Origin of the sequence: Bradyrhizobium nitroreducens (assembly GCF_002776695.1) — a bacterium.
In the GTDB taxonomy this organism is placed as follows: Bacteria; Pseudomonadota; Alphaproteobacteria; order Rhizobiales; family Xanthobacteraceae; genus Bradyrhizobium; species Bradyrhizobium nitroreducens.
Genome location: NZ_LFJC01000003.1, coordinates 1,484,684 through 1,510,575, shown reverse-complemented (window position 1 = coordinate 1,510,575; position 25,892 = coordinate 1,484,684). Strand labels below are relative to the sequence as shown.

Genomic DNA, 25,892 nt, shown 5'->3' with positions numbered 1-25,892 from the left:
GCTTTTCACCAGCCCAGGCGTAAGCCGACGCGCCCGCCGGCGATACGCTGGTCGGGTCCGTACCCTATTCCCCCGTTGAACTGCATGTTCTGATTGAGGCGCAGCGCCGCGTTGAACGCGAGGCCGTTGGCCCGCTCGAAGGTTCCGTAGTTCATGGTCACGGCAAAACTCTCGTTCGGTAGCAGCGTCGGTACACCGGCCATGGCGAAGGCCATGGCGACGCCGCTGGTCACCTTGCTGGTCCGGCTGCTGAGGTCGTCGAGGCGACCGTTGATGCTGGCGAGCTGGCCGTTAATGGCGCTGAGATCGCTGGACGAGGCAATGCCGAGATTGGCAAGCGTGGTGGTCGCGAGATTGCCGGCGCCATCGGAGGTGACGAGCTGCGTCGTACCGCCTTGCGCCGCCTTGCTCGCCGACGAGGTGATGCCGGCCATGGTGTAGGTGTTGCCGGCGGTGCCGAACGTCTGCTGGTTGGCGCGGGTCACTGTAGCGCCATTGCCGAAGGCGGCGGAATTGGAGAAGCCGGCGCTGGAATTGTTGCCGACGGCGACGGCATTGGCGCCGGCGACCGAAACGGAGTTGCCGATTGCGATACCCCCTGCGCCGGTCACGGTCGCCGCGTTCGCCATCACCAGCGCATTGGGCGCATTGACGGTGTTGCCAGAGCCGAACACGGAGGATCCCGCAGCGCTCGCCGCGCCGGCCACCGCATTGTTGGAGCCGACCACATTGACGTTGTCGCCCCGGCCGGTCTGGTTGGTGCCGTTGATGGTGTTGTTGTCGCCGAGCACGAAGCTGCCATTGCCGTTCAGCGTATTGGGGTCGCCGATGGCGTAGCTGCCATTGCCGCGCACGGTCTGACCGGTCCCGAATGCACCGCTGTTGGTGCCGGTGACGCTGTTGAACGCACCGACCGCGGTGCTGTTGACGCCGGTCACCGTGGTGTTGTTGCCGACAGCCGTTCCGCTCGTGCTGCCTGCATTGACGACCGCCCACGATCCGACCGCCACTGAACTATCGGCATACGCATAGCTGTCCATGCCGTAAGCTGAGCTGGACAGGCCGGTCGCGGTGCTCCGGCCACCGGTCGCAGTTGCGAAGTCGGTGGACGCGCGGGAGTCGGCGCCCACCGCCGTGGAATACCAGCCGGCGGCACTGCTGTTGGTGCCAACGGCCACGGCTTGATTGCCGGCCGCATTGCTCACATAACCGTAGGCGGTGCTGGATGCACCGCCCGCCGCGCTGCTGGCGCCGCACGCCGTGCTTCCGGCAGCACCGGCGACGGCGCCGCCGGCGCTGTTACTGGCGTCGACGCAGACGAACTGCGCCTGCGCGGATGGCGCATCGAGCAAGACGCCGAGCACGATCGCCGCGGCCACGCAGATCGAAGCTGGCCGCATTCGCGGCCACGCCGCTTCCCTCCCCGTTCGCGCCGCCATCTCGCCTGTCCGCCGATCGGCCAACCGCGTCGCAAACCCCGTCCCCCGCGCCGTCATCGCTCACCCTTCACGTCATTGCAAATTGTCCGGGCCGCGAAACACACGTCTGGCCCGTGCGCGATAATATGAATATTCATGTCCGGAGACTGCGGTTCGACGGCGTGGAAACTTGCCTGATCGTCCCAATTTGCAGACCAACTGCCGGAGGGAGCGGCCTGGCATGACGAAAATTCCGTATCTGCGTTTCGATACCGCGGAGCTGCCCGCCGCCGAGCGGCTCGACCGCTACCGCGCGATTCTCACGCATTACGAGGTGTCGGTCCCTGAGGGCACGGCCAGCGACGACTTCGAGGTTCTCGCCGAGGCCTGGCTGCTCGGCGGCCTCGTGACCGCATCCACCCGGATGGGGCCGGTGCGCTTCACCCGCTCCGCCGCGCTGGCAAAGGCCGATGGCCGCAACTCATTCGCGCTGCTGCTGCTCCGTCGCGGTGCCTGGAGCGGCGAGGTCGACGGCGAGCCGATCTCCGCCGGTCCTGGCCAGGTCCTGGTGCTCGACCTGACCCGACCTTTCGATGGCATCGCCACCGCGACCGACACGATCAGCCTCGACGTCGAGCGCGACCCAATCGTCAGCGCTGCGCCCGATGGCCTCGACCTGCACGGGCTCGTGCTTGACGGCGCCGCCGGCCGGGTGCTTGCCGATCAGATGGGACTGCTACGGCGGCGGCTTCCGGCAATGGACGCGAATGAGGCGCCCGAAGCGGTGCAGACGACGCTCGGGCTGCTGCGCGGATGTTTTGGCATGGCTGCGCGGCCGCGCGGGCTTGCCCGGCGTGACATCGCCATCCTTCATCGCGCCAGCCGTTTCATCGATCAGAACCTCGGTCGTGCCGATCTCTCGGTGGCAACCATCTGCCGCGAGATCGGCGTTTCCCGCTCGGTGCTCTATCGGGTCTTCGCGCCGCTCGCGGGCGTCGCCGACTACATTCGCGGGCGACGCCTTGAGGCCATTCATGTGCTGCTCGATGACGCCGACGAAGATCGCTGGAATGCGGAGATCGCCGCTGAATTCGGCTTCGTGAGCCAGGCGCATTTCAGCCGCAGCTTCCGGCAGCGCTTCGGCTACTCGCCGCGCGCAGCGCGCGACTCCCGCGATCTCGCAGCCGCGGTCGACGCCAGCCCGGAGCTATTCCGCGAGTGGATCAATCAGTTGGGTTGACTTGCCTTCGCGTGCGGCCGGAAAGAGAGCGGCCGGGCGACATCACGTCCCCGGCCGCAATCTCCGCTTCGCTTCTACTCCGCCGGTGCGGCCGACATTTCCGGATGCGCGGCATAGTGCTCGCTGGCACCGAGCTTGCCGGCCGCAAACAGGCCGGCGGCCATCACGGCATAGGCCAGCGCGACGGCAGGCGTCACGCCGAAGCCACCGCCGATGCCGACGGCCTCGCCGTGCATGAAGCCGAAATAGGTCAGCACCGCACCGACCAGCGCGAAGCCCGAGGCCTTTTCGAAGTCGCGCTCGATGATGAAGACACCGATCGCCCCCAGGATCAGGCCGCCGAGGATGGAGCCGCCACCCATCACCTCAAGGCCGTGATAGAACACGCCCTGCTGCGGCAGCGCGGCGATCGCGGCAGCCTTGACCGCGTCCGCCTTGTCCGCAGCCAGACCACCGACTGACGTCGCGGCCATCATGGTCGAGCCGAGCATCGTGTCGATCTGGAGCTTGGCCCAGGCGGCCAGATGCGGCGTCAGCGCCAGCACGATCGCGGGCGCGTGCTTGACCGGGGTGGTCTGGAACGCCTGCGCGCCGATCAGCATGCCGATATAGAGCAGGATCGGCGAGATCGCGACCACGGGCACGAGTGCCAGCAGCACCGAAATGATGCCGAACCAGGCCAGCACGATCACCATGAGGCCAGTTGCGGCGGAGTATCCGATGCGGCCGCCCATCGCCTTCCAGCCGGGATGACCGATATAGACGGCGTTGATGAATGGATTGCCCATCAGGCAGCCGATCAGGCTGACGACGCCGTCGGCCGTCAGCACACGCGTGGTCGGATATTCGTCGCCGGCGGCTTCCGCGCTCTCGACATTGTCCATGGCCTCGACGAGGTCGTAGATGCCGAACGGAATGGCGGTGACGAGGATGATGCCGAGGAATTCGAAGCCGGAGAAGACGTAACCCACGGCGGGAAGCGGCACCGAGAAGCCGAAATTGGCGAAGGCAGCGCCGACGCCCGCGATGCTCAATCCGCCGAGGCCGAGCCCGAACAGGTTCGACCCCCAGGCGATGATCATGCCGGCGGCAATGGCGACGAGGCCTGCGGGAATGCCGCGCGGATATTTCACGCCGCCGAACCAGCTCACCAGGATGATGGCGAAGCAAACGAGGCCGATCTGCGGCGTCATAAACATTTCCAGCGCCGGCCGCATCGAGATGAAGGTGACGGAGACGCCGGCGAGCGTGCCGAGCAGCGCCGCACGCGGCGTGATCTTGCGGATGAACGGCGCGATGAAGCCGCCGATCATCAGGATGAAGCTCTGGAAGAACACCCAGACGAGCCCCGCCGACCACCCCTTGAGCGGATCGCCTGTCTTGATCGTGATCGGCAGCATGATCACGAAGGTGACGATGAACATGTGCGGCACGCTGACGCCCGAGGGCAGCGCGCAGACGTCGTTTCGGCCGGTCTTCTGCGCGAGCCGATAGGCGAGGTATGCATAGTAGAAGGTGGATAGGCACATCATCAGCCCGAGCGCGGGCAGGATGCGGCCGAACACCAGACTGTCAGGCATCTTCAGGACGAAGCGCAACAGGCCCGTAAGCACCAGCATGTTGACGAGGATGTTGGTGCCGAAGCCGAAAAACGCGTTCCAGTCGCCCGATGTCCATAGTGCCGGCTTGAACTCGGACGTGTTGCTCTCAGATCTGCCGGCCGTCCCCGTCATGCTTGTGCTCATGGTGATGCCCCTAAGCTGAAATGTTCGAAGTCTTCATCGCCTCCAGGACCGCGGCCGAGTCCGTGACCCAGCCGAAGATGCCGCCCTGGGCCTTGATCATCTTCAGGCCCATCTCGTGAAACTCGGGGAAGTAGGACGCGCAGCCGTCCGAGATGACGACGCAGCGATAGCCGCGGTCGTTGGCCTCGCGCACGGTGGTGTTGACGCACACTTCGGTGGTGACGCCGCACACCAGCAAATTCTCGATGCCGTACTTCTCCAGCACGTCGCCAAGCTCAGTGGCGTAGAACGCGCCCTTGCCGGGCTTGTCGATCACGACCTCGCTGTCGAGCGGATAGAGCTCGGGGATGATGTCGTGGCCGGCCTCGCCGCGGATGAGTATGCGCCCCATCGGGCCGGGATCGCCGATGCGAAGGCTCGGCGCGCCGCGCTCGACCTTCGCCGGCGGCGCATCGGAGAGATCGGGAAGATGACCCTCGCGGGTGTGGATCACCAGCATCCCGGAGTCGCGTGCCGCCGTCAGCACCGCGCTGATCGGCTTCACCGCGCGCGCAAGCTGACTGACGTCGTTGCCGAGCGTCTCCCCGAAGCCGCCGGGCTCCATGAAGTCGCGCTGCATGTCGATGATCAGAAGCGCGGTGGCGGGCCAGTCGAGCTTGATCGGCTCGGGCTCGGCGCCGATGACGCCCCATGTCCGCTTGCTCGAGTCCAGCATGACGCCCGCCCCTCGCGAGAACTCACTTTGTCAGGAGTTCTGCAAGCGCCGTGCCATTGTGTACAATTGCGATTGGCGCCGAGGTGCGGAAAAATTCGCAGCGGAGTCAAAATCTTATGAGTCGATATCAGGTCTGCTTATTCACTGTGCGACCGCCTCGCCCCACGCAATTTGCTCAAGTCTTGGGCGGACTGTTTGCTTTCTCGACCGCGGCGCCTGGGTCGGGCCAGGCGTTGCGGGCCCCTCCTCGCGAGGTGGCCAAGCTCGCGCAGAGGGGTGCAGCGCGACGCGCGCGGCTATGAAGGCGCCGGACAATTCCTGGCCGGCCTGCAGCTCAGGACCACTGGCCGATCCAGAGATTATGCCCCGAAACCCCATCGAACTGTGTTCCGCCCTGGCTGACATAAATGTCGATGGGTGTTGGATTGAGATTGGTCTGGAGGGAGAACTTGTCTCCCGCGACGGTGTAGGCCGCACTGGCATCCGTGCTGTTGTTGAGTGTCACCTTGCAGGTCCCGGACGAGGCATTCTGAGCATGCAGAAGCTGGATGGCTATGGTGAAGGCGCCGCTGCTTCCGAATGCATTGTACGAGCCGGTGAACGCCGCGAAGTTGGAGTTGAACGAGGTGAAGCTGCCAGATCCGACCTTGAACGGCCCCACATAGATCTTCAGATTCCCCGTATGCGTTCCGAAATATTGATCCAGTCCAACCATCGCCACCCTCCTCAAAGCGCTTCCACGAGATCCTTGATTGCCTTCGCGACCTTGTCGCGGTTGTCCTTCGAGTTTGCTTTCTCGATCTTTTCGCCGATCGCTATGATCCGCATGGCCGCCTGCCAGATCGCGTTGAAGGACGGCGCATCGTCCTGACCCGACGCGATCTTGGCGAGATTGGTGTTGATCTTCTCGAACGCATCCAGTTCCTGCCTGGTGCCGACGTCGGCATGCTGGTCATAGTCCGCGGCAGCCTTGGCAAGATCGATCACGGGGTCCTTCATGGCGCCCCAGATCGCCGCGAAGCACGTCACGAACTCGCGTGACGGCAATCCGGTCGCGGGCAGTCCGCGCTTCTCCGGGGCAAGGCTGTTGAAGTCGGCACACTCCTTGACATCCTTGGCCGGCTTGAAGCTCGCATTCAGCCTCGTGTGAGCCTCGACGAAATGCCCAACGGCTTCGGCCGTCTTGATCTGCTCGACCTTGACGAGGTAGTCGCGCAAATTTGCGGCATTCGCCGTGATGAGCTTCTGGTTCTTCTCCTCCTTGAGGAACTTCTTGATCCTATCGAGACGCCTCTGTTCATCGATGAACTTCGCGCCTTCGACGATCACCGGCGCGACGATCGATTTGAACAAGTCGAACAGGGTCGTGAAGGCCGCGATCACTCCGGACTCGTCGACTGGCTTCAGGCCGTAGTAGGTGCCGGCGAAGCCGTTGATGTCGTCCTCGCAGCTCTTCTTGATCTGGGCCTCCACCTCCTCCGAGGACATGTCCTTGGCGTCGACCTGGATCTGGTAATCCGCAAACAGTGACTTGAAAGCGAGGATGATGTTGTTGAAATCGGTCGAGTCCGTGATCGCGGATTTCGCGGTCTTCTTGACCTCCGCAGTCACCGCGTCGAGGTAGGTGATCGATGCGCGCAATGCCAATTGCTTGACGCGGGGCTCGCATAGCAGGTTGCTGATCTTGGGCAAGGAAGGCGGCTGCGCCAGATCCTTCTCCGTCAGGTACAGGGAGAGTGCCTGGCGTATGCGATAGGCCCGGACCTCGGCCCGCCTGCTATCGAGAGGCGGTGCGGCCGACTTCGTCAAGGCGCCGGCGGCCTGAACAAGTGCCGAGACCGTCGGCGGAAGACCCTCGGGCTGATCCTCATCGCCGCGCGCCGAACCGGTGGCTGCGATCGTCAGCAGGGCGAATGCCGCAAGTCGTCCCTTCCACATTGTCATTCCTCCCAGAGTATCGAAGCCGCTTCGGGAATCTTTGGCAACCCCGAGGCGTCGTAGAGAGCGCTGCGAATTTCGGAGCTCGGAAGCGCGCAGTTGGAATCGTCGTCGATCCGTCCATTGGTGTGGACCGCGACGATGCTGCTGCCACCTCTCAGCAGGATGGGTGCGCCACTCGAATCTTCCGTGGTGTCGCAACCGTGAACACGCCGGCCGCGCTCACCCACGCAGGTGGCTTTCGTCTTCGTGACACATTGAGAGTCAGCAGACACCTTTTTGGTGACGCGCTTTTCGCTCTCATGCCACGTCACATAGGCTTCCAGGTCGGCGCCGTCCTTGCACGCCTTCCACGGATCGCCCACCGCCAGCTTCAGGAATGCTCCGGCGAATTCGTCCGGCAGGCTTTGAATCTTGATCAGCAGGAAGTCCAGCTCGCTTGCCGATGGATCATCGCCGTTGAGAGGGCTGGCGGACAGGCCGCCCGGCCACGGCGACTTCAGCTCGTCGGAGTTGAAGTAGACGCGATACTTCTCGGCCACAAAGGAGTCGTGCCGGTGACAGTGATGCGCAGACAGGACGATCCCGTGACCTAGATGGGCGCCGGTGCATATCTGGGTTCTGCCATCGGTGCTGTCCACCAGGATCGTCACGGTCGCGAGATTCGCGATTGCGTCGCGCCGCCTGAAGGCATCCTCTGGAGGATCTCCGACGGGAAAGGCGCGATATGGCGGAAGGTCGAACGCGCATGACGGGTCTTTGGGGCGGCTGATCGTGCCGACGCAGTTCGGGGCTGGCGACCCGGCCGGCCGTTCGGGGAGCTTTGGCAACGGCTTGGTTCCGTCATCGCCGACAACGAAGAAGGGCGAGGCCATCTGCTTGCTGGATCGAATGATGTCGGTTGACCACGGCTTCGTGTGCACCCTTGCAACGGCGTCGCTGGATGACGGATTCAGCCGGAGCGGATCGGCAGTCAGCCGAAGGCGGTCATGCTCGCTCAGCTGGGCGATGTTCATCTGCCCGCCACTGAGGTTGCGAAGCGAACGCAACGCGCTGTCGTCGAAGCGCAAGGTCGGCCTGCTGCCCCCCGATCCGCTTGCCGACGCGCCGTTATCAAGAAGAGAATTGAGCGGATGGAGTACTCTGGTCTCGATGTTCACCAGGCTCATTGCCTTGGATCGGATCTGGGCGCTCTTGGCAGTCTCGAGCGAGCACGGGCCCGCGATCGCGAGGCCCGGCGCAAGCCCCACAGCGAACAACGCAAGGACATACGGATGGCAAGGGACCAAACGCATAAGATGATTCCATCGGCCGGCGAAACGCGGCTCTTCAGGAGTGCCTGACGGTTAGAAAACGATGACCTGCGACGGCTGGGCTATTTTCGCCCGACTTGAAAAAGATGGCTCGTAAGAGGACTGAACGAACCTCGAATATCATTCTCCGCTGGTACGCAATAATCTTGGGAGGCTCGTCGCTCGACGAAATTCATGATGCCAAGCAGACACGCGCCTTCGAATAGACCGCTCTCCCCCACCCTCTGGTTGCAATCTTTCGAATTTGGGCGGAGTTGTCAATCGTGTAGAAGCTCGACCGCTGGCCTGACGACGGGCTGTCAGTTGCGCCCCGCTCCATACAGCCGTTGGTACTCCTCCTCGTACGGCGCGTAGGAGTCCTTCAGCGTCGCCATGTTCAGCAGCATGGTCGCGACCACCGCGCCCGTCTTGTCGAACACGCGCGTCTTGGCCCAGGCGCTTTCGGTGCGGCGGCTGCCCGAGAGCGCGACCACCTCGCGCTCGACCTCGTAATCTTCATCGACGAAGAGCGGCCCCTTCACGAGCCGGATCTCCTGGTCGGCGAACAGGCCGACGGCCGGGCCCTTGGCGGGCAGTGGATCGTCCTTGGAGCGGTACTGGAACAGCACGCTCAGCATCTCCATCGGGATGACCGGTCTGCCCCAGGGGTTGTCGGCGCCGGAATAGTATGGCGAGTTCTCGGTGATGACGGCGAGCTTCTGCCGCAGCGAGAAGGGATAAAGGTCACCCATGGCCTGATCGAACGCCATGCGGACGGTCTGGCGCTTGCCGGTCCGTGCCACCTTGACGTCGCGCAGGATCACCGGATCGGCCAGCGGCTTGAGCTCGGCGAGACGGGCCTCCAGCGCCGTCGCGGCGTGCGGTTCGCCGACCGAAGCCGTGCCGCGCAGCACCTCCGTGCCGTCGCGCTTGACCATCTGGATCTGGCACTGGCTTGTCCCGGGCAGCGGCTTCGACAGGATCGCCTGCACCTCCTCACCCTCGTAGCAGACGCTGCGATAATGCGCGGAGAGACAGCCGCTCTCGAACCAGGCCTGTCCCCACAGCCGCGCACCGAGCGGGGCGAACTGGCTGAAATGGGTGGGGCCTTCGATGGTGCCGCCCTTGAAGCCGAGCTTCTGCGCGGTGGCGTCGTCGTGGATGGAGGCGTGCGCGTCGTAGGTTTGCGCCTGAAGCATCTGGCCCGGCCGCCGCCACGGGCCGATCAGCGACTCGGCCGTCTCGGTGATTTCGGTCTCGAACGCGTTTGCAGCCATTGGTGTCCTCCACAGACAGCCATGACTAGCAGGAGCGCCACGGATGCGGCTAGCCGTATTGACTTCGGCGACCCATGCTTTTGACTGCGAACATCCGCTTCGCAAGCCGCATCTCCATCCGCGGCGCAAAATCCCCGCCAGACCAAGAAGAACAAGGACCTCCGAAATGACGCTGTTGCAGGTCGAGCTGGACGACAAATACCGGCTCGAATCCAAGCGGATCTTCCTGTCCGGGACGCAGGCGCTCGTCCGTCTGCCCATGTTGCAGCGCGAACGAGACCGGCTCCAGGGGCTCAACACCGGCGGCTTCATCTCGGGCTACCGCGGTTCCCCGCTCGGCATGTACGATCATGCGCTGTGGCGCGCGAAGTCGCACCTCCAGCAGCACGATATCGCCTTCGTCCCCGGCCTGAACGAGGATCTGGCGGCGACCGCCGTCTGGGGCAGCCAGCAGGTCGGCCTGTTCCCCGGCGCCAAGGTCGATGGCGTGTTCGGCATCTGGTACGGCAAGGGTCCGGGCGTCGATCGCTCGGTCGATGCGCTTAAGCATGCCAATGCGGCCGGCACCTCACGCAACGGCGGCGTGCTGGCGCTGGCCGGCGACGACCATGGCTGCCAATCCTCGACGCTGGCGCATCAGAGCGAGCAGGTGTTCGCGGCGGCGCTGATCCCCGTGATCAATCCGGCGACGCTGCAGGATTATCTCGATCTCGGGCTCTACGGCTTCGCATTGTCGCGCTTCTCCGGCTGCTGGGTCGGCTTCAAGGCGATCAGCGAGACCGTGGAAAGCTCGGCCTCGATCGATAGCGATCCGGAACGCGTCCAGATCAAGCTGCCCGATGATTTCGAGATGCCGCCCGGCGGCCTCAACATACGCTGGCCCGATCCTCCTTTGGAGGCCGAGCGGCGCCTGTTCGGCCCCAAGATGGCCGCCGTGCAGGCCTTTGCCCGCGCCAACCAGCTCGACCGCATCGTGCTCGATTCCAAGCCCGCGCGGCTCGGCATCGTCGCGACCGGCAAGGCCTATCTCGACCTGCGCCAGGCGCTCGCCGACTTGGGGATCACCGACAAGGACGCGCAGGACCTCGGCCTTCGCATCTACAAGGTCGCGCTGACCTGGCCGCTGGAGGAAAGCGGCGCCAGGCGGTTCGCTGAAGGGCTCCAGGACGTGCTGGTGGTCGAGGAGAAGCGCGGCTTCATCGAAGACCAGCTCATGCGCATCCTCTACAACATCGATGCCTCGAAGCGCCCGACGATTACGGGCAAGCGCGACGAGCGCGGCGCGCCGCTCTTGCCGAGCGAAGGCGAGCTGACGCCGACCATCGTCGCCGGCGCCCTGGTGGCGCGCTTGCGCAAGCTTGGTCATCACAGCCCGGTGCTGGAGCAGCGCCTCGCCCGGCTGGAGGCCTTCGACAATCCCGTCACCACCAGCACCCAGATCAAGCTCGCGCGCACGCCGTTCTTCTGCTCGGGCTGTCCGCACAACACCTCGACGCGCGTCCCCGAAGGCAGCCGCGCCATGGCCGGCATCGGCTGCCACGGCATGGCCCTGAGCATGCCGACCCGCCGCACCGATCTGATCTCGCATATGGGCGCCGAGGGCGTGAACTGGATCGGCCAGTCGCCCTTCACCAGCGAGAAGCACATCTTCCAGAATCTGGGCGACGGCACCTACACCCATTCCGGCCTTCTCGCCCTTCGTGCGGCATCGGCCGCCGGCATCAACATCACCTACAAGATCCTCTACAACGACGCCGTGGCGATGACCGGCGGCCAGCCGGCCGAAGGCGCCTTCAACGTCGCACAGATCGCGCATCAGGTCTGGGCCGAGGGCGTCAAGCGGCTCGCGATCGTCTCCGACGATCCCACGAAATATCCTGAAGGCAATTACTTCCCGCAAGGCGCGACCATCCACCACCGCCGCGAGCTCGACGCCGTGCAGCGCGAGCTGCGCGACATCAAGGGCCTCACGGTCGTGATCTACGACCAGACCTGCGCCGCCGAAAAGCGCCGCCGCCGCAAGCGCGGGCTCTATCCAGATCCCGCCAAGCGCGCCTTCATCAACGAGCTGGTCTGCGAAGGCTGCGGCGATTGCTCGCAGGCCTCCAACTGCGTCTCGGTGCAGCCGCTGGAAACCGAGTTCGGCCGCAAGCGCCAGATCGACCAGTCGAACTGCAACAAGGACTTTTCCTGCGTCGAAGGTTTTTGCCCGAGCTTTGTCACCGTGCATGGCGGCACCCTCAAGCGCATGAAGACTTCGGCGGTGGATTCCGGTCGGCTGTTCGCCGATCTGCCGCTGCCGCCCGCGCGCGAACTTGACGGCCCCTACAACATCCTCGTCACCGGCATCGGCGGCACCGGCGTCATCACCATCGGCGCCCTGCTCGGCATGGCCGCGCATGTCGACGGCCGCGGCTGCTCGGCACTCGACTTCACCGGCCTGTCGCAGAAGAACGGCGCGGTGATGAGCCATGTGCGCATCGCACCGAAGCCGGAGGATATCTCGGCGGTCCGTATCACCACCGGCGGCGCCGACGTCATCCTCGGCTGCGACATGATCGTCTCGGCAGGCCCCTCCGCGCTCAGCCGCGCCGAGCGCGGCGTGACCAAGGCCTACATCAACGCCGATCTGCAGCCGACAGCGAGCTTCGTGCAGAACCCCGACCTCGATTTCGAGATGGGCACGATGCAGACCGTGTTGCGCGACGCCGTCGGCGACAAGAACCTCGACATCATCGACGCGACAGGCATTGCCGCCGCATTGATGGGCGACAGCATCGCGACCAATCCCTTCATGCTCGGCTTCGCCTTCCAGAAGGGCGCGATCCCGCTGTCGCTGGAGGCGCTGCTCCGCGCCATCGAGATCAACGGCGCCGCGATCGAGATGAACAAGCTCGCCTTCACCTGGGGCCGCCTCGCCGCCCACGACATGTCGCGGGTGCGCAGCGTGCTGCAGTTCAAGAACAGGGCCGCCGCGCCGACCAAGTCGCTCGACGACATCATCGCGACCCGCGCGGAATTCCTGACCGGCTATCAGGACAAGGCCTATGCCGACCGCTACCTCGCGGCCGTCGCCAAGGTGCGCGAGGCCGAGAGCACGGCTTCGCCCGCATCCACGGAGTTGACCGAGGCGGTCGCGAAGAACCTGTTCAAGCTGATGTCCTACAAGGACGAGTACGAAGTCGCACGACTCTACACCGACGGCAGCTTCGCCAGGAAGGTGTCGGAGAAGTTCGACGGCGACTTCACGCTGAAGTACCACTTGGCCCCTCCGATCTTCGCCAAGCGCGACAAGACCACGGGGCATCTCCAGAAGCAGGAATTCGGCGGCTGGATGATCCACGCCTTCCGCGTTCTCGCCAAGTTGAAGTTCCTGCGCGGCGGCGCGTTCGATCCGTTCGGCCGCACCGAGGAGCGCCGCACCGAGCGGAAGCTGGTTGTGGATTATCTGGCGATGATTGATCAGCGGATGACCGGGCTGAAGGCCGAGCAGATCCCGCTGCTGGCAAGGCTCGCCCGCGTGCCGGAGACGATCCGCGGCTTCGGGCACGTCAAGGAAGCCAATGTCAAATTGGCGGCAGCCGAGAAGGCGCGGCTGGAGGCTGAGCTGGACAACAGCCGCTTTGCGGCGGCTGCGGAGTAAAGGGACGCACTTGCCTCACACTCGATGTCATCGCCCGGCTTGACCGGGCGATCCAGTACGCCGAGATGGCAGTGATTGAACCGATGGGCCGCGGCGTACTGGATGCCCCGCTTTCGCGGAGCATGACAGCAGTGGAGATGGCTAGACGGACGCCGACACGCCTGCAGCGGTCTTGCATGTCATGCTCCCCTCGGCCAGATGCCGCCCCGCGATATACCCGAACGTCAGCGCCGGCCCTAACGTGATCCCCGGCGCCGGATAATTGCCGTTCATGATCGAGCCCATGTCGTTGCCGCAGGCATGGAGACCCGCGACCGGCGTGCCGTCCGCGCGCAGCACGCGGGCCTGGGCGTCCACCTGCATGCCGATCGCGGTGCCGAGATCGGCTGGGTAGATGCGCATCGCGAAGAACGGGGCGCGGAGGATCGGCGCGACGCAGGGGTTGGGCTTGTGGCTGATGTCGCCGAGATGCCGCTGATAGATGGTGCTGCCGCGGCCGAACTCGGGATCGCGCCCCTGCTTTGCGCCTTCGTTGTAGCGCGCGAGCGTGGCCGTCAGCACGGAAGGCCTGGTGCCGATCTTCGTCGCCAACTGCGCGATGTCAGCCGCCTCGATCAGTTCGCCGCTCATCACATAGCGCCGCACACTCCACGTGAACGGCTTGATGCGGCCGAGGCCGTAAGCCCACAGGAACGGACGGTCGCAGATCAGAAAGAACGGCCGATCCGGCTCGCCATTGCCGTCACGGAGCATGGCGAGCGCGAATTCGTGGTGGGATAGCGCCTCATTCACGAAGCGTCGTCCGGCCGCATTCACGGCAATCACGCCGGGCTTGGCGCGGTCGGTCACGGTGTGCGGGAACACGCCACGGCTGCCGTCGGCCCTGCGGAATAGCGAGGCCGGCACCCAATAGGCCGGACTTGTCGCTTCCGCGGTGAGTGCGGCACCGGCCGCGGTCGCGAGTCGAAGTCCGTCGCCGGTGCTGGCGGTGTTGGTCGCCGAGACAAGTCGCGCTGCCGCAGGGAAGAAGCGTTTGCGCAAGACGGCGTCGTGCGAGAAGCCGCCGGTCGCCAGCACCACGCCGCGGCGCGCTGCGATCGGCCGGTCGCGCGAGCCATGGCGGATGACCACACCGCCGACACGATCGCCCTGCATCGAGAGGTCTTCGACGTCGGCGCTGAAGAGAACCTCAACCCGCCGCGCCAGCAGCGAAGCATAGAGCCGTGCGGCAAGCGCGTTGCCGAGATGCAGCGTCGTCCCGCGCGGGCTGCACAACCGTTGCAACGCGTATGCCGACACCAGCCGCGCCGCGCGCAAGGTCGAGCGCAGCGATCTTCCGACGCGGCGCAAATGCGGGATGTCGAGAGGATCGACCATCATCCCACCGAACAGCGTGAACTCCGGCAGCGGCGGCCGCAGCCGCGCAAAAGCCTGGCCGAGCCGCGCGCCGTCGAACGCCACCGGCTCCAGCACGCGACCGCCTGACGCCGCACCCAATCGCTCGGGATAACAGTCAGGATAGGCCTTCACCGGCTGGAGGCGGACCTCGGTGTTAGCTTCGAGCCAGGTGACCGCCTCGGGCCCGCGCGCGAGGAAGGCGGCGCGCAGGCCGGCATTGGCCGGCTCCGGCACGGTGCTCGACAGATATTGAACGGCATCCGTGACGCTGTCCGACAGCCCCGCTTCCTTCATCTTGGCATTGGCGGGAATCCAGACCATGCCACCGGACCAGGCGGTGGTGCCGCCGACGAACGCGGTCTTCTCGATCACCAGCACGCGCAGGCCTTCGGCCGCGGCCACGGCCGCCGCCGTCATGCCACCGGCACCCGCGCCGATGACGATGACGTCGTAGGTCTCATGCGCCGGCATCATGCGGCAAGGGTCCGAGGACGAGGCATGACACCGTCATACCTCGCCCGGAGGGGCCAATGCTAGCGCGCCGGCCTCCGCTCGATCGGGTCGATGTCGATCGCCCGCAGGCGGCCGAGCCGCAGCACGTCCATGGCGAGCCGCCGGCCGATCCGGTCGCGGTCGAGCACGCGGATCAGATCGTCGACGCCGTTGATCTCGACACCGTCGAGCCTGATGACGACGTCGCCGGGCAACAGGCCCGCCTTCGCCGCAGGGCCGTCAGGCTCGATCTGTGCGATCAGCGCGCCCATCTTGTTCTCGACGCCGGCCAGCACCGCATGCCGCCGCGGGACCGGCGCGGTCTGCCCGGCGACGCCGATGTAGGCGCGCCGGACATAGCCGTGACGAATGATCTCCGACAGCACGAATTGCGCGGTGTTGCTGGCGACCGCGAAGCAGATGCCCTGCGCGCCGTTGATGATCGCCGTGTTGATGCCGATCACCTCGGCATGCGACGACACCAGCGGTCCGCCCGAATTGCCGGGATTGAGCGCGGCATCGGTCTGGATCACGTCCTCGATGGTGCGCCCGCTGACCGAGCGGATCGAGCGTCCGAGCGCCGAGACCACGCCGGCGGTCACGGTCGATTCGAAGCCGAGAGGATTGCCGATCGCGATCACGAGCTGGCCGCGGCGCAACGTCTTGGAATTGCCGAGCGCAGCATAAGGCAGATGCCGCACGCCATTGGCGCGCAGCAGCGCAAGATCGGTGTCGGGATCGACACCGAGCACCTGGGCCTCGCCGACATGGCCCTCGACGTCGCGCAGCCGGATCTCCTTGGACGTGCCGACCACATGGCTGTTGGTGAGGACGAGGCCGTCAGGCGAGATCACGATGCCCGAGCCGAGCCCGCCGCGCTCGCGTCTATCAGGCACTTTGGGACCCGTCTCGACGCGCACGACCGCAGGGCCGACACGGTCGGTGACGTCGATCACGGCGTTGGAATAGGCGTCGAGCAGTGCCCGGTCGTCGTCCGGGGCAGCAGCCGCTGTTCGCGATGACGGGGTGTCATCGACGATATCTGAGGTGAAATCCAGCATGGCAAGAGTCCTTGAAGGCACACACAGATGGTGGCCTGCTCACTGCCGCGCAAGATGCCCGCCTGGCGCGCAGGGCTGGACTGCCGGGTCTTGACTGCCCAGGTGGCTAGGGGACCTGCCTCAGCGAGCCGCCCCTCGCCTTGACCGGATCGAGCAGCGACCAGTCGCCGTCCGGCAGCACATGGCCCTTGGGGAACGGCGCGCGCAGCTCGATCCCCAGCGAGCGCAGCACGCGGTCGTCGCGATAGTAGCATTGCAGCACGACACGGGCGAGCGTGGCCGCAGCAGCACCGCCGCTCTTGCGAAACTGCTGCGCCACCGCTTCGCGTTTCTCGGCATCGAGCCCGGCGAGCGGCGCTCCTGCCAACCGGGCCAGATGATCCAGGGCCGCCGCCACCAATTTGGTGTCGCGCCCGAGCGTTGCCAGCATGTCGGCCTGGATCGCGGGATCGTCCGCGCCGGGCACCTTGTACTCGTCGCTGGCGGGAACGATCATCGCGGCTATGGTGCGGAGGTCGTCGCGCTGAGTGCGCGTCAGTTGATTGTCTGCGGACATGACGGCCTCAATCGAACAAATTGGCGAGGCGCTGCTTCATCTGGTCGGCGATGTAGAGCGCGAGGGCCTGGATGGTGGAGGTCGGGTTCACACCGCCCGAGGTGACGAAGATGCTGCCATCGACGATGAAGAGGTTCTTCACGTCGTGGCTGCGGCCCCATTCGTTGACCACGGAGCGTTCGGGGTCGATACCCATCCGCGCGGTGCCGAGCAGGTGCCAGCCGCCCCAGGGGATCGGCGAGTTGATGCAGATATCGGTCGCGCCTGCCGTTTCCAGAAACTCGCGGCCGCGGGCAAGCGCGTGCTCCATCATCTTCCGGCTGTTCTCGCTGATGGTATAGTCGATCTTCGGCGCGGGAATGCCGTGGCTGTCCTTCAGGACGGGATCGAGCGTGACTTGATTGTGCTCCTCCGGCAAATCCTCGCAGATCGCCGAGAAGCCGAGCCGATGGCCGTTGAGCTTGCGGAAGACGCGGTGATGATCCTCGCCCCACGGCAAAATGCCCTTCTGCTCGCTGACGACCGCTTCGAACACCGGACCGGCGCCGCGCACGAACTGGACGCCATAGCCACGCACGAATCCGCGCGACAGGTCGGTGTCGTACCACTCCTTGCTCCACAGGCAGGTCGGCGGCGCGCGGTTGCTGTCGGTCGGCTCCTTCACATAACCGTAGATCTGCGCATAGGGATGGAACATCAGGTTCTTGCCGACGAGGCCTGACGAATTGGCAAGGCCGTTCGGAAAGCGGCTGGATTTCGAATTGAGCAGCAGCCGCGGCGTGCCGACGCCGTTGCAGGCGATGATGACGACATGCGCGGGCTGGAACTGCTCGACGCCGTCCTTGTCGTAATAGACCACGCCCGAAGCCATGCCGTTCTCGTCGGTGGTGATCTCGCGCACCCGGCAATGGGTTCGCAGCTCGACGCCGGCGCGGATCGCGTGCGGCCAATAGGTGATGTCCGTGGAGGATTTCGCGCCTTGCGCGCAGGCCGGCGTGCAATGGCCGAGATTGATGCAGCGCGCCCGGCCCTCGTAGTCCATGGTCGCGACCGTCGTGTCCGACGGCCACCAGTGCCAGCCGAGCTTGTTCATGGCCTTGCCGATGATGGCGCCGGACAATCCCATCGGTTGCTGCGGCATCGGCGGATGCGTCAGCGGCGAGAGCGGATCGCCTGAGAGCCCCGACGTGCCCATCATGCGGTCGTTCTCCTCGAAGAACGGCGTCAGCGCGTCGTAGTCGATCGGCCAGTCGTCAGCGACGCCATCGAGCGTTTTGACCTTGAAATCGGAAGGATGCAGCCGCGGCCAATGCGCGGTGTACATCACGGTCGAGCCACCGACCGCGTTGTAGTTCACGACCTTGATCGGCGAATTGTCGTCGTTGATCGGATAGTCCTCGGGCCGGCCGCGCACGTTCGGGCTCGACGACCACTCACCGAAGAACTTGGCCTCCCAGTCCCGGCCCGTGCTCGGATATTCCGCCGGGTTCATCCAGCCGCCCTGCTCGAGACAGAGAATGTGCATCCTGGTGTCGGCCAGCGACCACGCCACCGCCGCGCCCGAAGCGCCGGCGCCGATGATCAGGACGTCCACGGGGTCTTTCATCGCAACCTCTTCCTCCCGCCCTCGCCGCTTACCGGGCGATTCGGCCTGCATGGTCGGCAAGGCCTGCGAACGATAGGGTCAGAGCGGGCGGGGAGTAAAGCCGCAGGGCCGGAATGTCGCACTTCGCAGGGTGCAGACCATTGGTATCGCCACATCCGGATGCTAGGAACGAGGTGCACGAGCAATCGATAGCGAGATCGTATGTCCTTCCGAAATGTCTTTGCCGCCGCCCGCGCTTTTGCGCTCATTTTGACTTTCGCCTTGTCCGGATTTCTGGCGTCTTCCGAGCCGGCTTCCGCGCTGACCGCCGCCGCGACAGTCCGTGACGGCAACTCCATCCAGCTTGGCGACGTCACCTACCGGCTCGACGGTGTCGACGCGCCCGAGCTGGACCAGGTCTGCATCGACGATCACGCCGATCCCTGGACCTGCGGTATCGAGGCCCGCGACCAGCTGGCGAAGCTGATCAACAAGCGCTCGGTGCGTTGTGACGATGTCGGACCGGAGAAGAGCTTCGGTAAGCGGCATCGCGCCATCTGCACGGCCGAGGGCGACAAGGCCACCTTGAACGAGCAGCTGGTCAAGCTCGGATTTGCCGTCGCGCGGGAGCCGATCAAGGCGAACGTCAAGCCGGCGGCGGGCGAAGCCAAGACGGCCTCGGCCGGAATCTGGAAGGGCTGCTTTGTTGCACCGCAAGACTTTCGCAGTGGCAAGAAGGACGGCGCCCTCCTGGGCGCTGCCTGCCGCCAGGACCGCGACAAGGAAATTCGAGCCGTGCTCTTCCCGGAGGAGCTGACGATGCCGCCGAGCTGCAGCATCAAGGGCAAGCTTGCGGTGCGCGCCCGCGTCACCGGTAATATCGGCATCTATCATTTGCGGGGTTGCCCGAGCTACCCGGCCACCACCAAGCCGGACCGCTGGTTCTGCTCGGAGGACGACGCCCAGGCTGCCGGCTTCCGCAAGGCCTACAACTGCCGCCGGCCGAAGTGAATGAAGTCGCTCACGCAGCCGTGAGTGGTAGTCCGGGACCGTATTGATCCGGAATTGAACTCAGGCGGGACTTGCTGCATTTGTATGCGTACGCAAGCGCTTGCGCATGCGTTTCCTTGGCAGCAATCCGGCTTCGGCCGATTGCCTTGCTTGGGCGTTTCCTCCCTAGACTTGGGCCGCTTGTCACAACAAGCGGCTCTTCTTTTTTGCGCCGGTCCTATCACTGCATCCGCATGATCTGGTCCATCGGCGGCATGTTGGCGTTCAGATGCGCCATGATCCAGACCGTGCCGCCGACCACGAGGAAGACCACCAGAAGGCCGAAGGCGAGCGCCAGCACGTTGTTGGTGTTGTCCGGGCCGGTGGTGATGTGCAGGAAGAACACCAGATGCACGCCCATCTGCGCGATCGCGAGCACGATCAGGGCGACCGGAATCGAGGGCTGCCACACCAGATCGGTGCCGGCGATGAAGAACGACGTCGCCGTGAGAAGCAGCGCAAGCACGAGCCCGACGACGTAGCCGAGGATACGGACCCCGACACTATGTTGCTCCTCGTCGCCCGGTGCGAGGTCATGTTCGGCATGCATGTGCGTCTGATCGCTCATACGCCACTCCCAAGCAGGTAGACCACGGAGAACACCCCGACCCAGATGATGTCGAGCGCGTGCCAGAACAGCGCAAAGCATATCATCCGGCGTAAGACATCGGCGCGGAAACCCTTGGCGAACACTTGGGCCATCATGGTGAGCAGCCACAGGACGCCGGCAGAGACATGCAGGCCGTGGCAGCCGACCAGCGAGAAGAAAGCGGTCAGGAACGCACTACGGGACGGGCCATAGCCGCGGGCGACGAGATCGGCGAACTCGCGGAACTCGATGGCGAGGAAGATCAGCCCGAGCACGCAGGTCGCGGCCATGCCGAGATAGAACCAGAAGCGGTTGCGGACGTCGGCGGCAATGCTGGCCATGCCGCAGGTGAAGCTCGACAGCAGCAGGCAGACCGTCTCGATCGCGACATTCCCCTGCTCGAAAATCTCCGAGCCTTTCGGGCCACCGGCGGTCTGGCCGGACAGCACCGCATAGGCGGCGAAGAAGCAGGAGAACATCACGATGTCGGAGAGCAGGAACACCCAGAAGCCGTAGGCGGTGACGATCCGCTTCGACGCAGGCCCGGGATGCTCGATCACGACGCCGATGTGATGGGGATCGGCATGCGCACGGCCGGCGGTTGCAGTCATCGACATCAGATCGCTCCCGCCATGCTGACGAGGCTGCGGCGCTCCTCGATATTGACGCGGTCGATGCGGGCGACGTCCTCGGCCGGAATGACGTATTCGTCATGGTCGCGCCAGGCGAACACGACGAAGGTCGCGAATGCGCCGAGGCCGCCGAGGATCACCATCCACCAGATATGCCAGATCAGCGCAAAACCCATGACGGTGGCGAAGAACGCGCAGACGAAGCCGGTCGGCGAGTTCCTGGGCATCTCGATGTCACGATACTCGGGCACGTCATGCTCGAGCGATTGCTGCCGGGCGCGTACCTTCATGTCCCAATAGGCGTCCTCGCCGCGCACGTCGGGATTGAAGGCGAAATTGAACACCGGCGGGGGCGACGACGTCGCCCATTCCAGCGAGCGGCCGTCCCAGGGATCGCCGGTGCGGTCGCGCAGCGCTTCGCGATTGCGGATGCTGACCACGAGCTGCACGATCTGGCAGATCACCCCGATCGTCAGCACCACCATGCCGAATGCGGCCACGATCATCCAAGGCCGCCAGGCCGCAACGTCGTAATGCTGCATGCGGCGGGTCATGCCGAGCATGCCGGCAATGTAGAGCGGGACGAAGGTGATGAAGAAGCCGAGGAAGGTGAACCAGAACGCAGCCTTGCCCCAGCGTTCGTCGAGGCGGAAGCCGAACGCCTTCGGAAACCAGTATTCGAAGCCGGCGAAGGCGCCGAACAGCACGCCGCCGATGATGACGTTGTGGAAGTGCGCCACCAGGAACATGCTGTTGTGAAGCATGAAGTCGGCCGGCGGCACCGCGAGAAGCACGCCCGTCAGGCCGCCGATGATGAAGGTGACCATGAAGCCGACCGACCACAGCATCGGCGTCGCGAAGCGGATGCGGCCGCCATACATCGTGAACAGCCAATTGTAGATCTTCACCCCCGTCGGTATCGCGATGATCATGCTGGCGATGCCGAAGATGGCGTTGACGTCGGGCCCTGCGCCCATCGTGAAGAAATGATGCAGCCAGACCATGAAGGAGATGACGCAGATCGCCATGGTCGCGAGCACCATCGAGCGATAGCCGAACAGCGCCTTGCCGGAGAAGGTCGAGACGACCTCGGAAAAAATGCCGAAGGCCGGCAGCACCAGGATGTAGACCTCCGGATGGCCCCAGGCCCAGATCAGGTTCATGAACATCATGACGTTGCCGCCGGCTTCGTTGGTGAAGAAGTGGAAGCCGAGATAACGGTCGAGCAGCAGCATCGCGAGCGTGGCGGTGAGGATCGGAAAGGCCGCGACGATGAGCAGGTTCGAAGCCAGCGTGGTCCAGCAGAACATCGGCATACGCAGATAGTTCATGCCCTTGGTGCGCAGCTTCAGCACGGTCGTGACGAGATTGATGCCGGCCACCAGCGTGCCGACGCCCGAGATCTGCAGCGACCAGGCGTAATAATCGACGCCGACGCCCGGCGAATAGGACAATTCCGACAGCGGCGGAAAGGCGAGCCAGCCGGTGCGCGCAAACTCCCCGATCACGAGGGAGAGATTGACCAGCAGCGCGCCGGTCGCGGTCAGCCAGAAGCCGACCGAATTGAGCGTCGGGAACGCGACGTCGCGCACGCCGAGCTGGAGCGGCACCACGAGGTTCATCAGCCCGATCACGAACGGCATCGCCACGAAGAAGATCATGATGGTGCCGTGCGCCGAGAAGATCTGGTTGTAGTGCTCCGGCGGCAGATAGCCCTGCGACTGGTAGGCGACGGCCTGCTGGATCCGCATCATGATGGCGTCGCTGCCGCCGCGCAGCAGCATTACAGACGCCAGCAGGATGTACATGACGCCGATGCGCTTGTGATCGACGCTCGTGATCCATTCGTGCCAGAGATAGGGCAGATGCCCCTTCGCCACGACCCAGATCAGCACGCCCAGAATCGCGACCAGCACCACCGCGCCCGCGACGAGCGGGATCGGCTGATCGAGGGGGATCGCGGACCAATCGAGCTTACCGAGCATCCTGGCCTCCACTGTGCGGACGGCCGGCCTCGGAGATCAGCTCAGGCCCCGGTCCCGGCGGAATGTGCTGGTTCGCGATCAGGTCGAACAGGCGCGGGTCTTCGAGACGATAGGCCGGCCTGCCCTTCTCGATCCCCTGCTGCATCAGCTTCCTGTAGCTGGCCTCGTCCAGCACCGCGTCCGTCTTCGCCGTGGTCGCCACCCAGTCCGGAAAGGCGAGCGGCGAGATCACGTTGACGTCGAACATCATGTCGGGAAAGCCGTCGCCGGAGAAATGCGCCGACAGTCCTTGCAGCTTGCCTTCATTGTCGGCGCGCAGGTTCAGCTTCGTCACCATGCCGTTCATGGTGTAGATCATGCTGCCGAGCTGCGGGATGAAGAACGTGTTCATGACGCTCGACGACGTCAGCTGGAAATTCAGCTCGGCGCCGGCCGGCACCGTCAGCGTGTTGACGGTGGCAATGCGCTGGTCCGGATAGATGAACAGCCATTTCCAGTCGAGCGAGACGGCCTGGATGCGGACCGGACTGCCCGTCCCCGGCACGGGCGCTGCGGGATCGAGCTGGTGCGAGCCGATCCAGGCGACGCCGCCGAGCAGGATGACGGTGAGCGCCGGGATCGACCACACCACCATCTCGACCCGGCCGGAATAGACGAAGTCCGGCTGGTAGCGCGCTTTGGTGTTCGAGGCGCGAAACCAGAACGCAAAGGCCAGGATCGCGACAATGGTCGGCACCACGATCGCGAGCATGATGAAGACGGAATCGATCAGGATGGTGCTGTTGGCCGCAGCCACGGGCCCTTGCGGATCGAGCAGATTCATCGGCAAGCCACTGGCGGTTGGGAAGCCCCGGGAGACAGCCTAGCGCGGGACAGGCTCCGCAACAAACGCGATCGCGTGAAGCCGGTTCCAAGTCGCGCGATCCCTGCGGTCTCCAATCTCGTGCGGCGGCATGCAATTCCATGCGATGTCAATGACATCGGCGCGGGACCACCGGCCTTCTCTCTCGTCGGCACGATTGCTAGTCTGCACGAAAATCGTGGGATGAAACGACATGCAGGGCCCAGAGGACGATGCCGGCCTCGCCGGCAAGGTGGCGCTCGTCAGCGGCGGCGGCGCCGCAGGCGACGGCATCGGCAACGGCCGCGCCGCAGCAATTCTGCTGGCTCGCGCCGGTGCAAGAGTGCTGGTGGCCGATCGCGACCTCAAGCTTGCCGAACGCACCGTGGGAATGATCGCCGCCGAAGGCGGCACCGCCGCTGCGCATGGCGGTGATGTCACCGATGAAGCCGATTGCAAGCGGCTCGTCGAAGCCGCGCTCGACCGCTGGGGTCGGCTCGATTTCCTCGACAACAATGTCGGCATCGGCAGCCGCGGCAGCGTGGTGGACGAAGCACCCGAGCAATACCGCCGTGTCATGCAGGTCAATGTCGAGACCATGTTCCTGATGTCGAAGCATGCGATCCCCGCCATGATCAGGACCGCCGGGGGCGGCGCGATCGTCAACATCTCCTCGATCTCGGCGTTGCGGCCGCGCGGGCTCACGACTTACTCGACATCGAAGGCCGCCATCATCGGCCTGACGCGCGCGATGGCCGTCGACCACGGTCGCGACAACATCCGCGTCAACTGCATTTGCCCCGGCCCCATGTACACGCCGATGGTCTACGCCCGTGGCATGAGCGAGCAGGCGCGCGCCAACCGCGCCAGGGCTTCCCTGCTCAAGACCGAAGGCACCGGCAGGGACGTCGGCCACGCCGTCAGATTCCTGCTCAGCAACTTCGCACGCTACATCACCGGCCAGGTGCTGGTGGTCGACGGCGGCGTGACGCTGCAAGCCCCCGAACGCGAGTCGCAAGAACACTAGAGGAACATGGAAATGGCCCGCCTGCCTTACCTCGAGGCCGACCAGGTCGCGCCCGAATATCGCGACATGCTCAAGCGCAACACCAATCTCCACAAGCTGCTGGTCAACTCGCCGGAGATGGCACGCGCCTTCAACGGCATCGGCGGCTACATCCGCTTCAAGAGCAAGCTCGACCCGCGCCTGCGCGAGCTCGCGATCCTCCAGATCGGCTGGATGGAGAAGTCGGAATACGAGTTCACCCACCACGTGAAGATCGGCAAGGAGTTCGGCGTCACCGACGCTGATATCGCCGGCCTGATGGCGGAGACCGAGGGCAAGCCGTCGAAGCTCGAGCCGCTGGCGAGAGCGATCCTGAAGGGCGCCCGCGAGATGGTGCGCGAGCTCGCGATGTCCGATGCGACCTTCGCCGAAATCAAGGCGCACCTCTCCGACGAGCACATGGTCGACCTCGTGCTCACCATCGCCTTCTATTGCGGCGTGGTCCGCGTGCTCGCGACCATGAAGATCGACAACGAGCCGTATTACAAAGAGGTACTCCAGCAGTACCCGATCCCGGGAGTGAACTGAGATGCGCTTGAAGGACAAGGTTGCGATCGTGGTCGGCGCCGGACAGAGCCCCGGCGAAGGCATGGGCAACGGCCGCGCCACCGCGCTGACTTTCGCGCGCGAGGGCGCGAAGGTCCTGTGCGTCGACCATCATCTGGAATCGGCACAGGAGACGGTTGCGATGATCGCCGCGAAAGGCGGCACTGCCGCGGCTTTCAAGGCTGACGTCACAAAGTCCGCCGACATCAAGGCAATGGTGGCGGACGCGCAGGCGCGCTGGGGCCGGATCGACGTGCTGCACAACAATGTCGGCGTCAGCCTGTCCGGCGGCGACGCCGAGCTGCTGCAACTCACCGAGGAGGCGTTCGACCGCGTCGTCGCCATCAATCTCAAGAGCTGCATTCTCGCTGCGAAGGAAGTCATCCCGATCATGCGCGCGCAAGGCAGCGGCGCGATCATCAACATCTCCTCGATGGCGGCGATCACGACCTATCCTTACGTCGCCTACAAGGCGACGAAGTCGGCGATGATCGCCTTCACCGAGCAGCTCGCCTACCAGAACGCCGAATACGGCATCCGCGCCAACGTCATCCTGCCCGGGCTGATGAACACACCGATGGCCGTCGACACCCGCGCCCGCGAATGGCACAAGACCCGCGCCGAGGTCGAAGCCGAGCGCGACAGCAAGGTACCGCTGCGCAGGAAAATGGGCACGGGCTGGGACGTCGCCAACGCCGCGCTGTTCCTGGCGTCGGACGAGGCGAACTTCATCACGGGCGTGACGCTTCCGGTCGATGGCGGCGCCAGCGTGAGACGGGGGTAGTCTCTCTTCTCCCTCTCCCCGCTTGCGGGGAGAGGGTCG

21 protein-coding genes are annotated in these 25,892 nt (G+C 64.9%); 6 read left to right on the top strand and 15 right to left on the bottom strand.

Features of this window, described 5'->3' with window-relative positions:
• Positions 1-5: 5 nt before the first annotated feature.
• The gene (locus tag TSA1_RS07605; protein WP_161497192.1) at positions 6-1,400 is read right to left on the bottom strand and encodes a hypothetical protein; all 1,395 of its coding nucleotides are present in this window, start codon (positions 1,398-1,400) and stop codon (positions 6-8) included.
• Positions 1,401-1,626: 226 nt separating this feature from the next.
• On the opposite strand from TSA1_RS07605, the gene TSA1_RS07600 reads away from it, so the two are divergent.
• Complete coding sequence (locus TSA1_RS07600) at positions 1,627-2,658, top strand: helix-turn-helix domain-containing protein (RefSeq protein WP_245448144.1); 1,032 nt, start codon at positions 1,627-1,629, stop codon at positions 2,656-2,658.
• A 74-nt stretch (positions 2,659-2,732) separates the two neighbouring features.
• On the opposite strand, the gene TSA1_RS07595 is transcribed toward TSA1_RS07600, so the two are convergent.
• The 6 genes from TSA1_RS07595 to TSA1_RS07570 form a co-directional block, all read right to left on the bottom strand.
• Entirely contained in the window at positions 2,733-4,403 is a 1,671-nt protein-coding gene (locus tag TSA1_RS07595; protein ID WP_100175809.1) for a regulator, read from the bottom strand.
• A gap of 10 nt (positions 4,404-4,413) precedes the next feature.
• Complete coding sequence (locus tag TSA1_RS07590) at positions 4,414-5,118, bottom strand: cysteine hydrolase family protein (RefSeq protein WP_100175808.1); 705 nt, start codon at positions 5,116-5,118, stop codon at positions 4,414-4,416.
• 334 nt (positions 5,119-5,452) lie between these two features.
• Positions 5,453-5,833: a hypothetical protein gene (locus TSA1_RS07585; protein WP_100175807.1), complete on the bottom strand. Its 381-nt coding sequence runs from the start codon at positions 5,831-5,833 to the stop codon at positions 5,453-5,455.
• A gap of 11 nt (positions 5,834-5,844) precedes the next feature.
• A complete protein-coding gene (locus tag TSA1_RS07580; RefSeq protein WP_100175806.1) occupies positions 5,845-7,056 on the bottom strand; it encodes a hypothetical protein in 1,212 nt (403 codons plus the stop codon).
• Positions 7,057-7,058: 2 nt separating this feature from the next.
• On the bottom strand, positions 7,059-8,225 hold the full coding sequence (locus tag TSA1_RS07575; RefSeq protein WP_145984280.1) for a trypsin-like serine peptidase: 1,167 nt from the start codon (positions 8,223-8,225) through the stop codon (positions 7,059-7,061).
• 443 nt (positions 8,226-8,668) lie between these two features.
• A complete protein-coding gene (locus TSA1_RS07570) occupies positions 8,669-9,625 on the bottom strand; it encodes a hypothetical protein (protein WP_100175804.1) in 957 nt (318 codons plus the stop codon).
• 166 nt (positions 9,626-9,791) lie between these two features.
• On the opposite strand from TSA1_RS07570, the gene TSA1_RS07565 reads away from it, so the two are divergent.
• Positions 9,792-13,268 carry an indolepyruvate ferredoxin oxidoreductase family protein gene (locus tag TSA1_RS07565; protein ID WP_100175803.1) on the top strand — a complete coding sequence of 1,159 codons (3,477 nt, stop codon included), beginning with the start codon at positions 9,792-9,794 and terminating at the stop codon, positions 13,266-13,268.
• A gap of 141 nt (positions 13,269-13,409) precedes the next feature.
• Here TSA1_RS07565 and TSA1_RS07555 read toward each other — a convergent pair whose 3' ends face one another.
• The 4 genes from TSA1_RS07555 to TSA1_RS07540 form a co-directional block, all read right to left on the bottom strand.
• The gene (locus tag TSA1_RS07555) at positions 13,410-15,140 is read right to left on the bottom strand and encodes an FAD-dependent oxidoreductase (RefSeq protein ID WP_100175802.1); all 1,731 of its coding nucleotides are present in this window, start codon (positions 15,138-15,140) and stop codon (positions 13,410-13,412) included.
• 59 nt (positions 15,141-15,199) lie between these two features.
• Positions 15,200-16,219, bottom strand: a complete 1,020-nt coding sequence (locus tag TSA1_RS07550) for a S1C family serine protease (protein ID WP_100175801.1) — start codon at positions 16,217-16,219, stop codon at positions 15,200-15,202.
• Between the two features lie 106 nt (positions 16,220-16,325).
• Entirely contained in the window at positions 16,326-16,775 is a 450-nt protein-coding gene (locus TSA1_RS07545; RefSeq protein ID WP_100175800.1) for a hypothetical protein, read from the bottom strand.
• A 7-nt stretch (positions 16,776-16,782) separates the two neighbouring features.
• Positions 16,783-18,381, bottom strand: a complete 1,599-nt coding sequence (locus tag TSA1_RS07540) for a GMC family oxidoreductase (protein WP_100175799.1) — start codon at positions 18,379-18,381, stop codon at positions 16,783-16,785.
• Positions 18,382-18,582: 201 nt separating this feature from the next.
• Here TSA1_RS07540 and TSA1_RS07535 point away from each other — a divergent pair, with 201 nt between their 5' ends.
• The gene (locus TSA1_RS07535; protein WP_100175798.1) at positions 18,583-19,371 is read left to right on the top strand and encodes a thermonuclease family protein; all 789 of its coding nucleotides are present in this window, start codon (positions 18,583-18,585) and stop codon (positions 19,369-19,371) included.
• A gap of 220 nt (positions 19,372-19,591) precedes the next feature.
• On the opposite strand, the gene cyoD is transcribed toward TSA1_RS07535, so the two are convergent.
• Genes cyoD through TSA1_RS07515 form a run of 4 tightly spaced genes read right to left on the bottom strand, consistent with a single transcriptional unit; the run spans position 19,592 to position 23,439 of the window.
• Positions 19,592-19,978, bottom strand: coding sequence for a cytochrome o ubiquinol oxidase subunit IV (gene cyoD, locus TSA1_RS07530; protein WP_100175797.1), 387 nt, complete (start codon positions 19,976-19,978; stop codon positions 19,592-19,594).
• Positions 19,975-20,616, bottom strand: a complete 642-nt coding sequence (locus tag TSA1_RS07525) for a cytochrome (ubi)quinol oxidase subunit III (protein ID WP_100175796.1) — start codon at positions 20,614-20,616, stop codon at positions 19,975-19,977. The genes cyoD and TSA1_RS07525 overlap by 4 nt, the downstream gene beginning before the upstream one ends.
• Positions 20,616-22,616, bottom strand: coding sequence for a cytochrome o ubiquinol oxidase subunit I (cyoB, locus tag TSA1_RS07520; RefSeq protein ID WP_100175795.1), 2,001 nt, complete (start codon positions 22,614-22,616; stop codon positions 20,616-20,618). Before cyoB ends, TSA1_RS07525 begins: the two co-directional genes overlap by 1 nt.
• Positions 22,606-23,439, bottom strand: coding sequence for a cytochrome ubiquinol oxidase subunit II family protein (locus TSA1_RS07515; protein ID WP_100175794.1), 834 nt, complete (start codon positions 23,437-23,439; stop codon positions 22,606-22,608). The genes cyoB and TSA1_RS07515 overlap by 11 nt, the downstream gene beginning before the upstream one ends.
• Positions 23,440-23,671: 232 nt before the next feature.
• Between TSA1_RS07515 and TSA1_RS07510 the strand changes: the two genes are divergently transcribed.
• Genes TSA1_RS07510 through TSA1_RS07500 form a run of 3 tightly spaced genes read left to right on the top strand, consistent with a single transcriptional unit; the run spans position 23,672 to position 25,853 of the window.
• On the top strand, positions 23,672-24,484 hold the full coding sequence (locus TSA1_RS07510; protein ID WP_100175793.1) for an SDR family NAD(P)-dependent oxidoreductase: 813 nt from the start codon (positions 23,672-23,674) through the stop codon (positions 24,482-24,484).
• A gap of 12 nt (positions 24,485-24,496) precedes the next feature.
• Positions 24,497-25,051 carry a carboxymuconolactone decarboxylase family protein gene (locus tag TSA1_RS07505; RefSeq protein WP_100181020.1) on the top strand — a complete coding sequence of 185 codons (555 nt, stop codon included), beginning with the start codon at positions 24,497-24,499 and terminating at the stop codon, positions 25,049-25,051.
• 1 nt (position 25,052) lies between these two features.
• Positions 25,053-25,853, top strand: coding sequence for an SDR family NAD(P)-dependent oxidoreductase (locus TSA1_RS07500; RefSeq protein ID WP_100175792.1), 801 nt, complete (start codon positions 25,053-25,055; stop codon positions 25,851-25,853).
• Positions 25,854-25,892: the final 39 nt, after the last annotated feature.

What these genes read in the sequence shown, in the direction of transcription:
- TSA1_RS07605 (WP_161497192.1), bottom strand. Translation starts at nt 1,400, where the DNA reads ATGCGGCCAGCTTCGATCTGCGTGGCCGCGGCGATCGTGCTCGGCGTC.
- TSA1_RS07595 (WP_100175809.1), bottom strand. Translation starts at nt 4,403, where the DNA reads ATGAGCACAAGCATGACGGGGACGGCCGGCAGATCTGAGAGCAACACG.
- TSA1_RS07590 (WP_100175808.1), bottom strand. Translation starts at nt 5,118, where the DNA reads ATGCTGGACTCGAGCAAGCGGACATGGGGCGTCATCGGCGCCGAGCCC.
- TSA1_RS07585 (WP_100175807.1), bottom strand. Translation starts at nt 5,833, where the DNA reads ATGGTTGGACTGGATCAATATTTCGGAACGCATACGGGGAATCTGAAG.
- TSA1_RS07580 (WP_100175806.1), bottom strand. Translation starts at nt 7,056, where the DNA reads ATGTGGAAGGGACGACTTGCGGCATTCGCCCTGCTGACGATCGCAGCC.
- TSA1_RS07575 (WP_145984280.1), bottom strand. Translation starts at nt 8,225, where the DNA reads ATGAGCCTGGTGAACATCGAGACCAGAGTACTCCATCCGCTCAATTCT.
- TSA1_RS07570 (WP_100175804.1), bottom strand. Translation starts at nt 9,625, where the DNA reads ATGGCTGCAAACGCGTTCGAGACCGAAATCACCGAGACGGCCGAGTCG.
- TSA1_RS07565 (WP_100175803.1), top strand. Translation starts at nt 9,792, where the DNA reads ATGACGCTGTTGCAGGTCGAGCTGGACGACAAATACCGGCTCGAATCC.
- TSA1_RS07555 (WP_100175802.1), bottom strand. Translation starts at nt 15,140, where the DNA reads ATGATGCCGGCGCATGAGACCTACGACGTCATCGTCATCGGCGCGGGT.
- TSA1_RS07550 (WP_100175801.1), bottom strand. Translation starts at nt 16,219, where the DNA reads ATGCTGGATTTCACCTCAGATATCGTCGATGACACCCCGTCATCGCGA.
- TSA1_RS07545 (WP_100175800.1), bottom strand. Translation starts at nt 16,775, where the DNA reads ATGTCCGCAGACAATCAACTGACGCGCACTCAGCGCGACGACCTCCGC.
- TSA1_RS07540 (WP_100175799.1), bottom strand. Translation starts at nt 18,381, where the DNA reads ATGAAAGACCCCGTGGACGTCCTGATCATCGGCGCCGGCGCTTCGGGC.
- TSA1_RS07535 (WP_100175798.1), top strand. Translation starts at nt 18,583, where the DNA reads ATGTCCTTCCGAAATGTCTTTGCCGCCGCCCGCGCTTTTGCGCTCATT.
- cyoD (WP_100175797.1), bottom strand. Translation starts at nt 19,978, where the DNA reads ATGAGCGATCAGACGCACATGCATGCCGAACATGACCTCGCACCGGGC.
- TSA1_RS07525 (WP_100175796.1), bottom strand. Translation starts at nt 20,616, where the DNA reads ATGTCGATGACTGCAACCGCCGGCCGTGCGCATGCCGATCCCCATCAC.
- cyoB (WP_100175795.1), bottom strand. Translation starts at nt 22,616, where the DNA reads ATGCTCGGTAAGCTCGATTGGTCCGCGATCCCCCTCGATCAGCCGATC.
- TSA1_RS07515 (WP_100175794.1), bottom strand. Translation starts at nt 23,439, where the DNA reads ATGAATCTGCTCGATCCGCAAGGGCCCGTGGCTGCGGCCAACAGCACC.
- TSA1_RS07510 (WP_100175793.1), top strand. Translation starts at nt 23,672, where the DNA reads ATGCAGGGCCCAGAGGACGATGCCGGCCTCGCCGGCAAGGTGGCGCTC.
- TSA1_RS07505 (WP_100181020.1), top strand. Translation starts at nt 24,497, where the DNA reads ATGGCCCGCCTGCCTTACCTCGAGGCCGACCAGGTCGCGCCCGAATAT.
- TSA1_RS07500 (WP_100175792.1), top strand. Translation starts at nt 25,053, where the DNA reads ATGCGCTTGAAGGACAAGGTTGCGATCGTGGTCGGCGCCGGACAGAGC.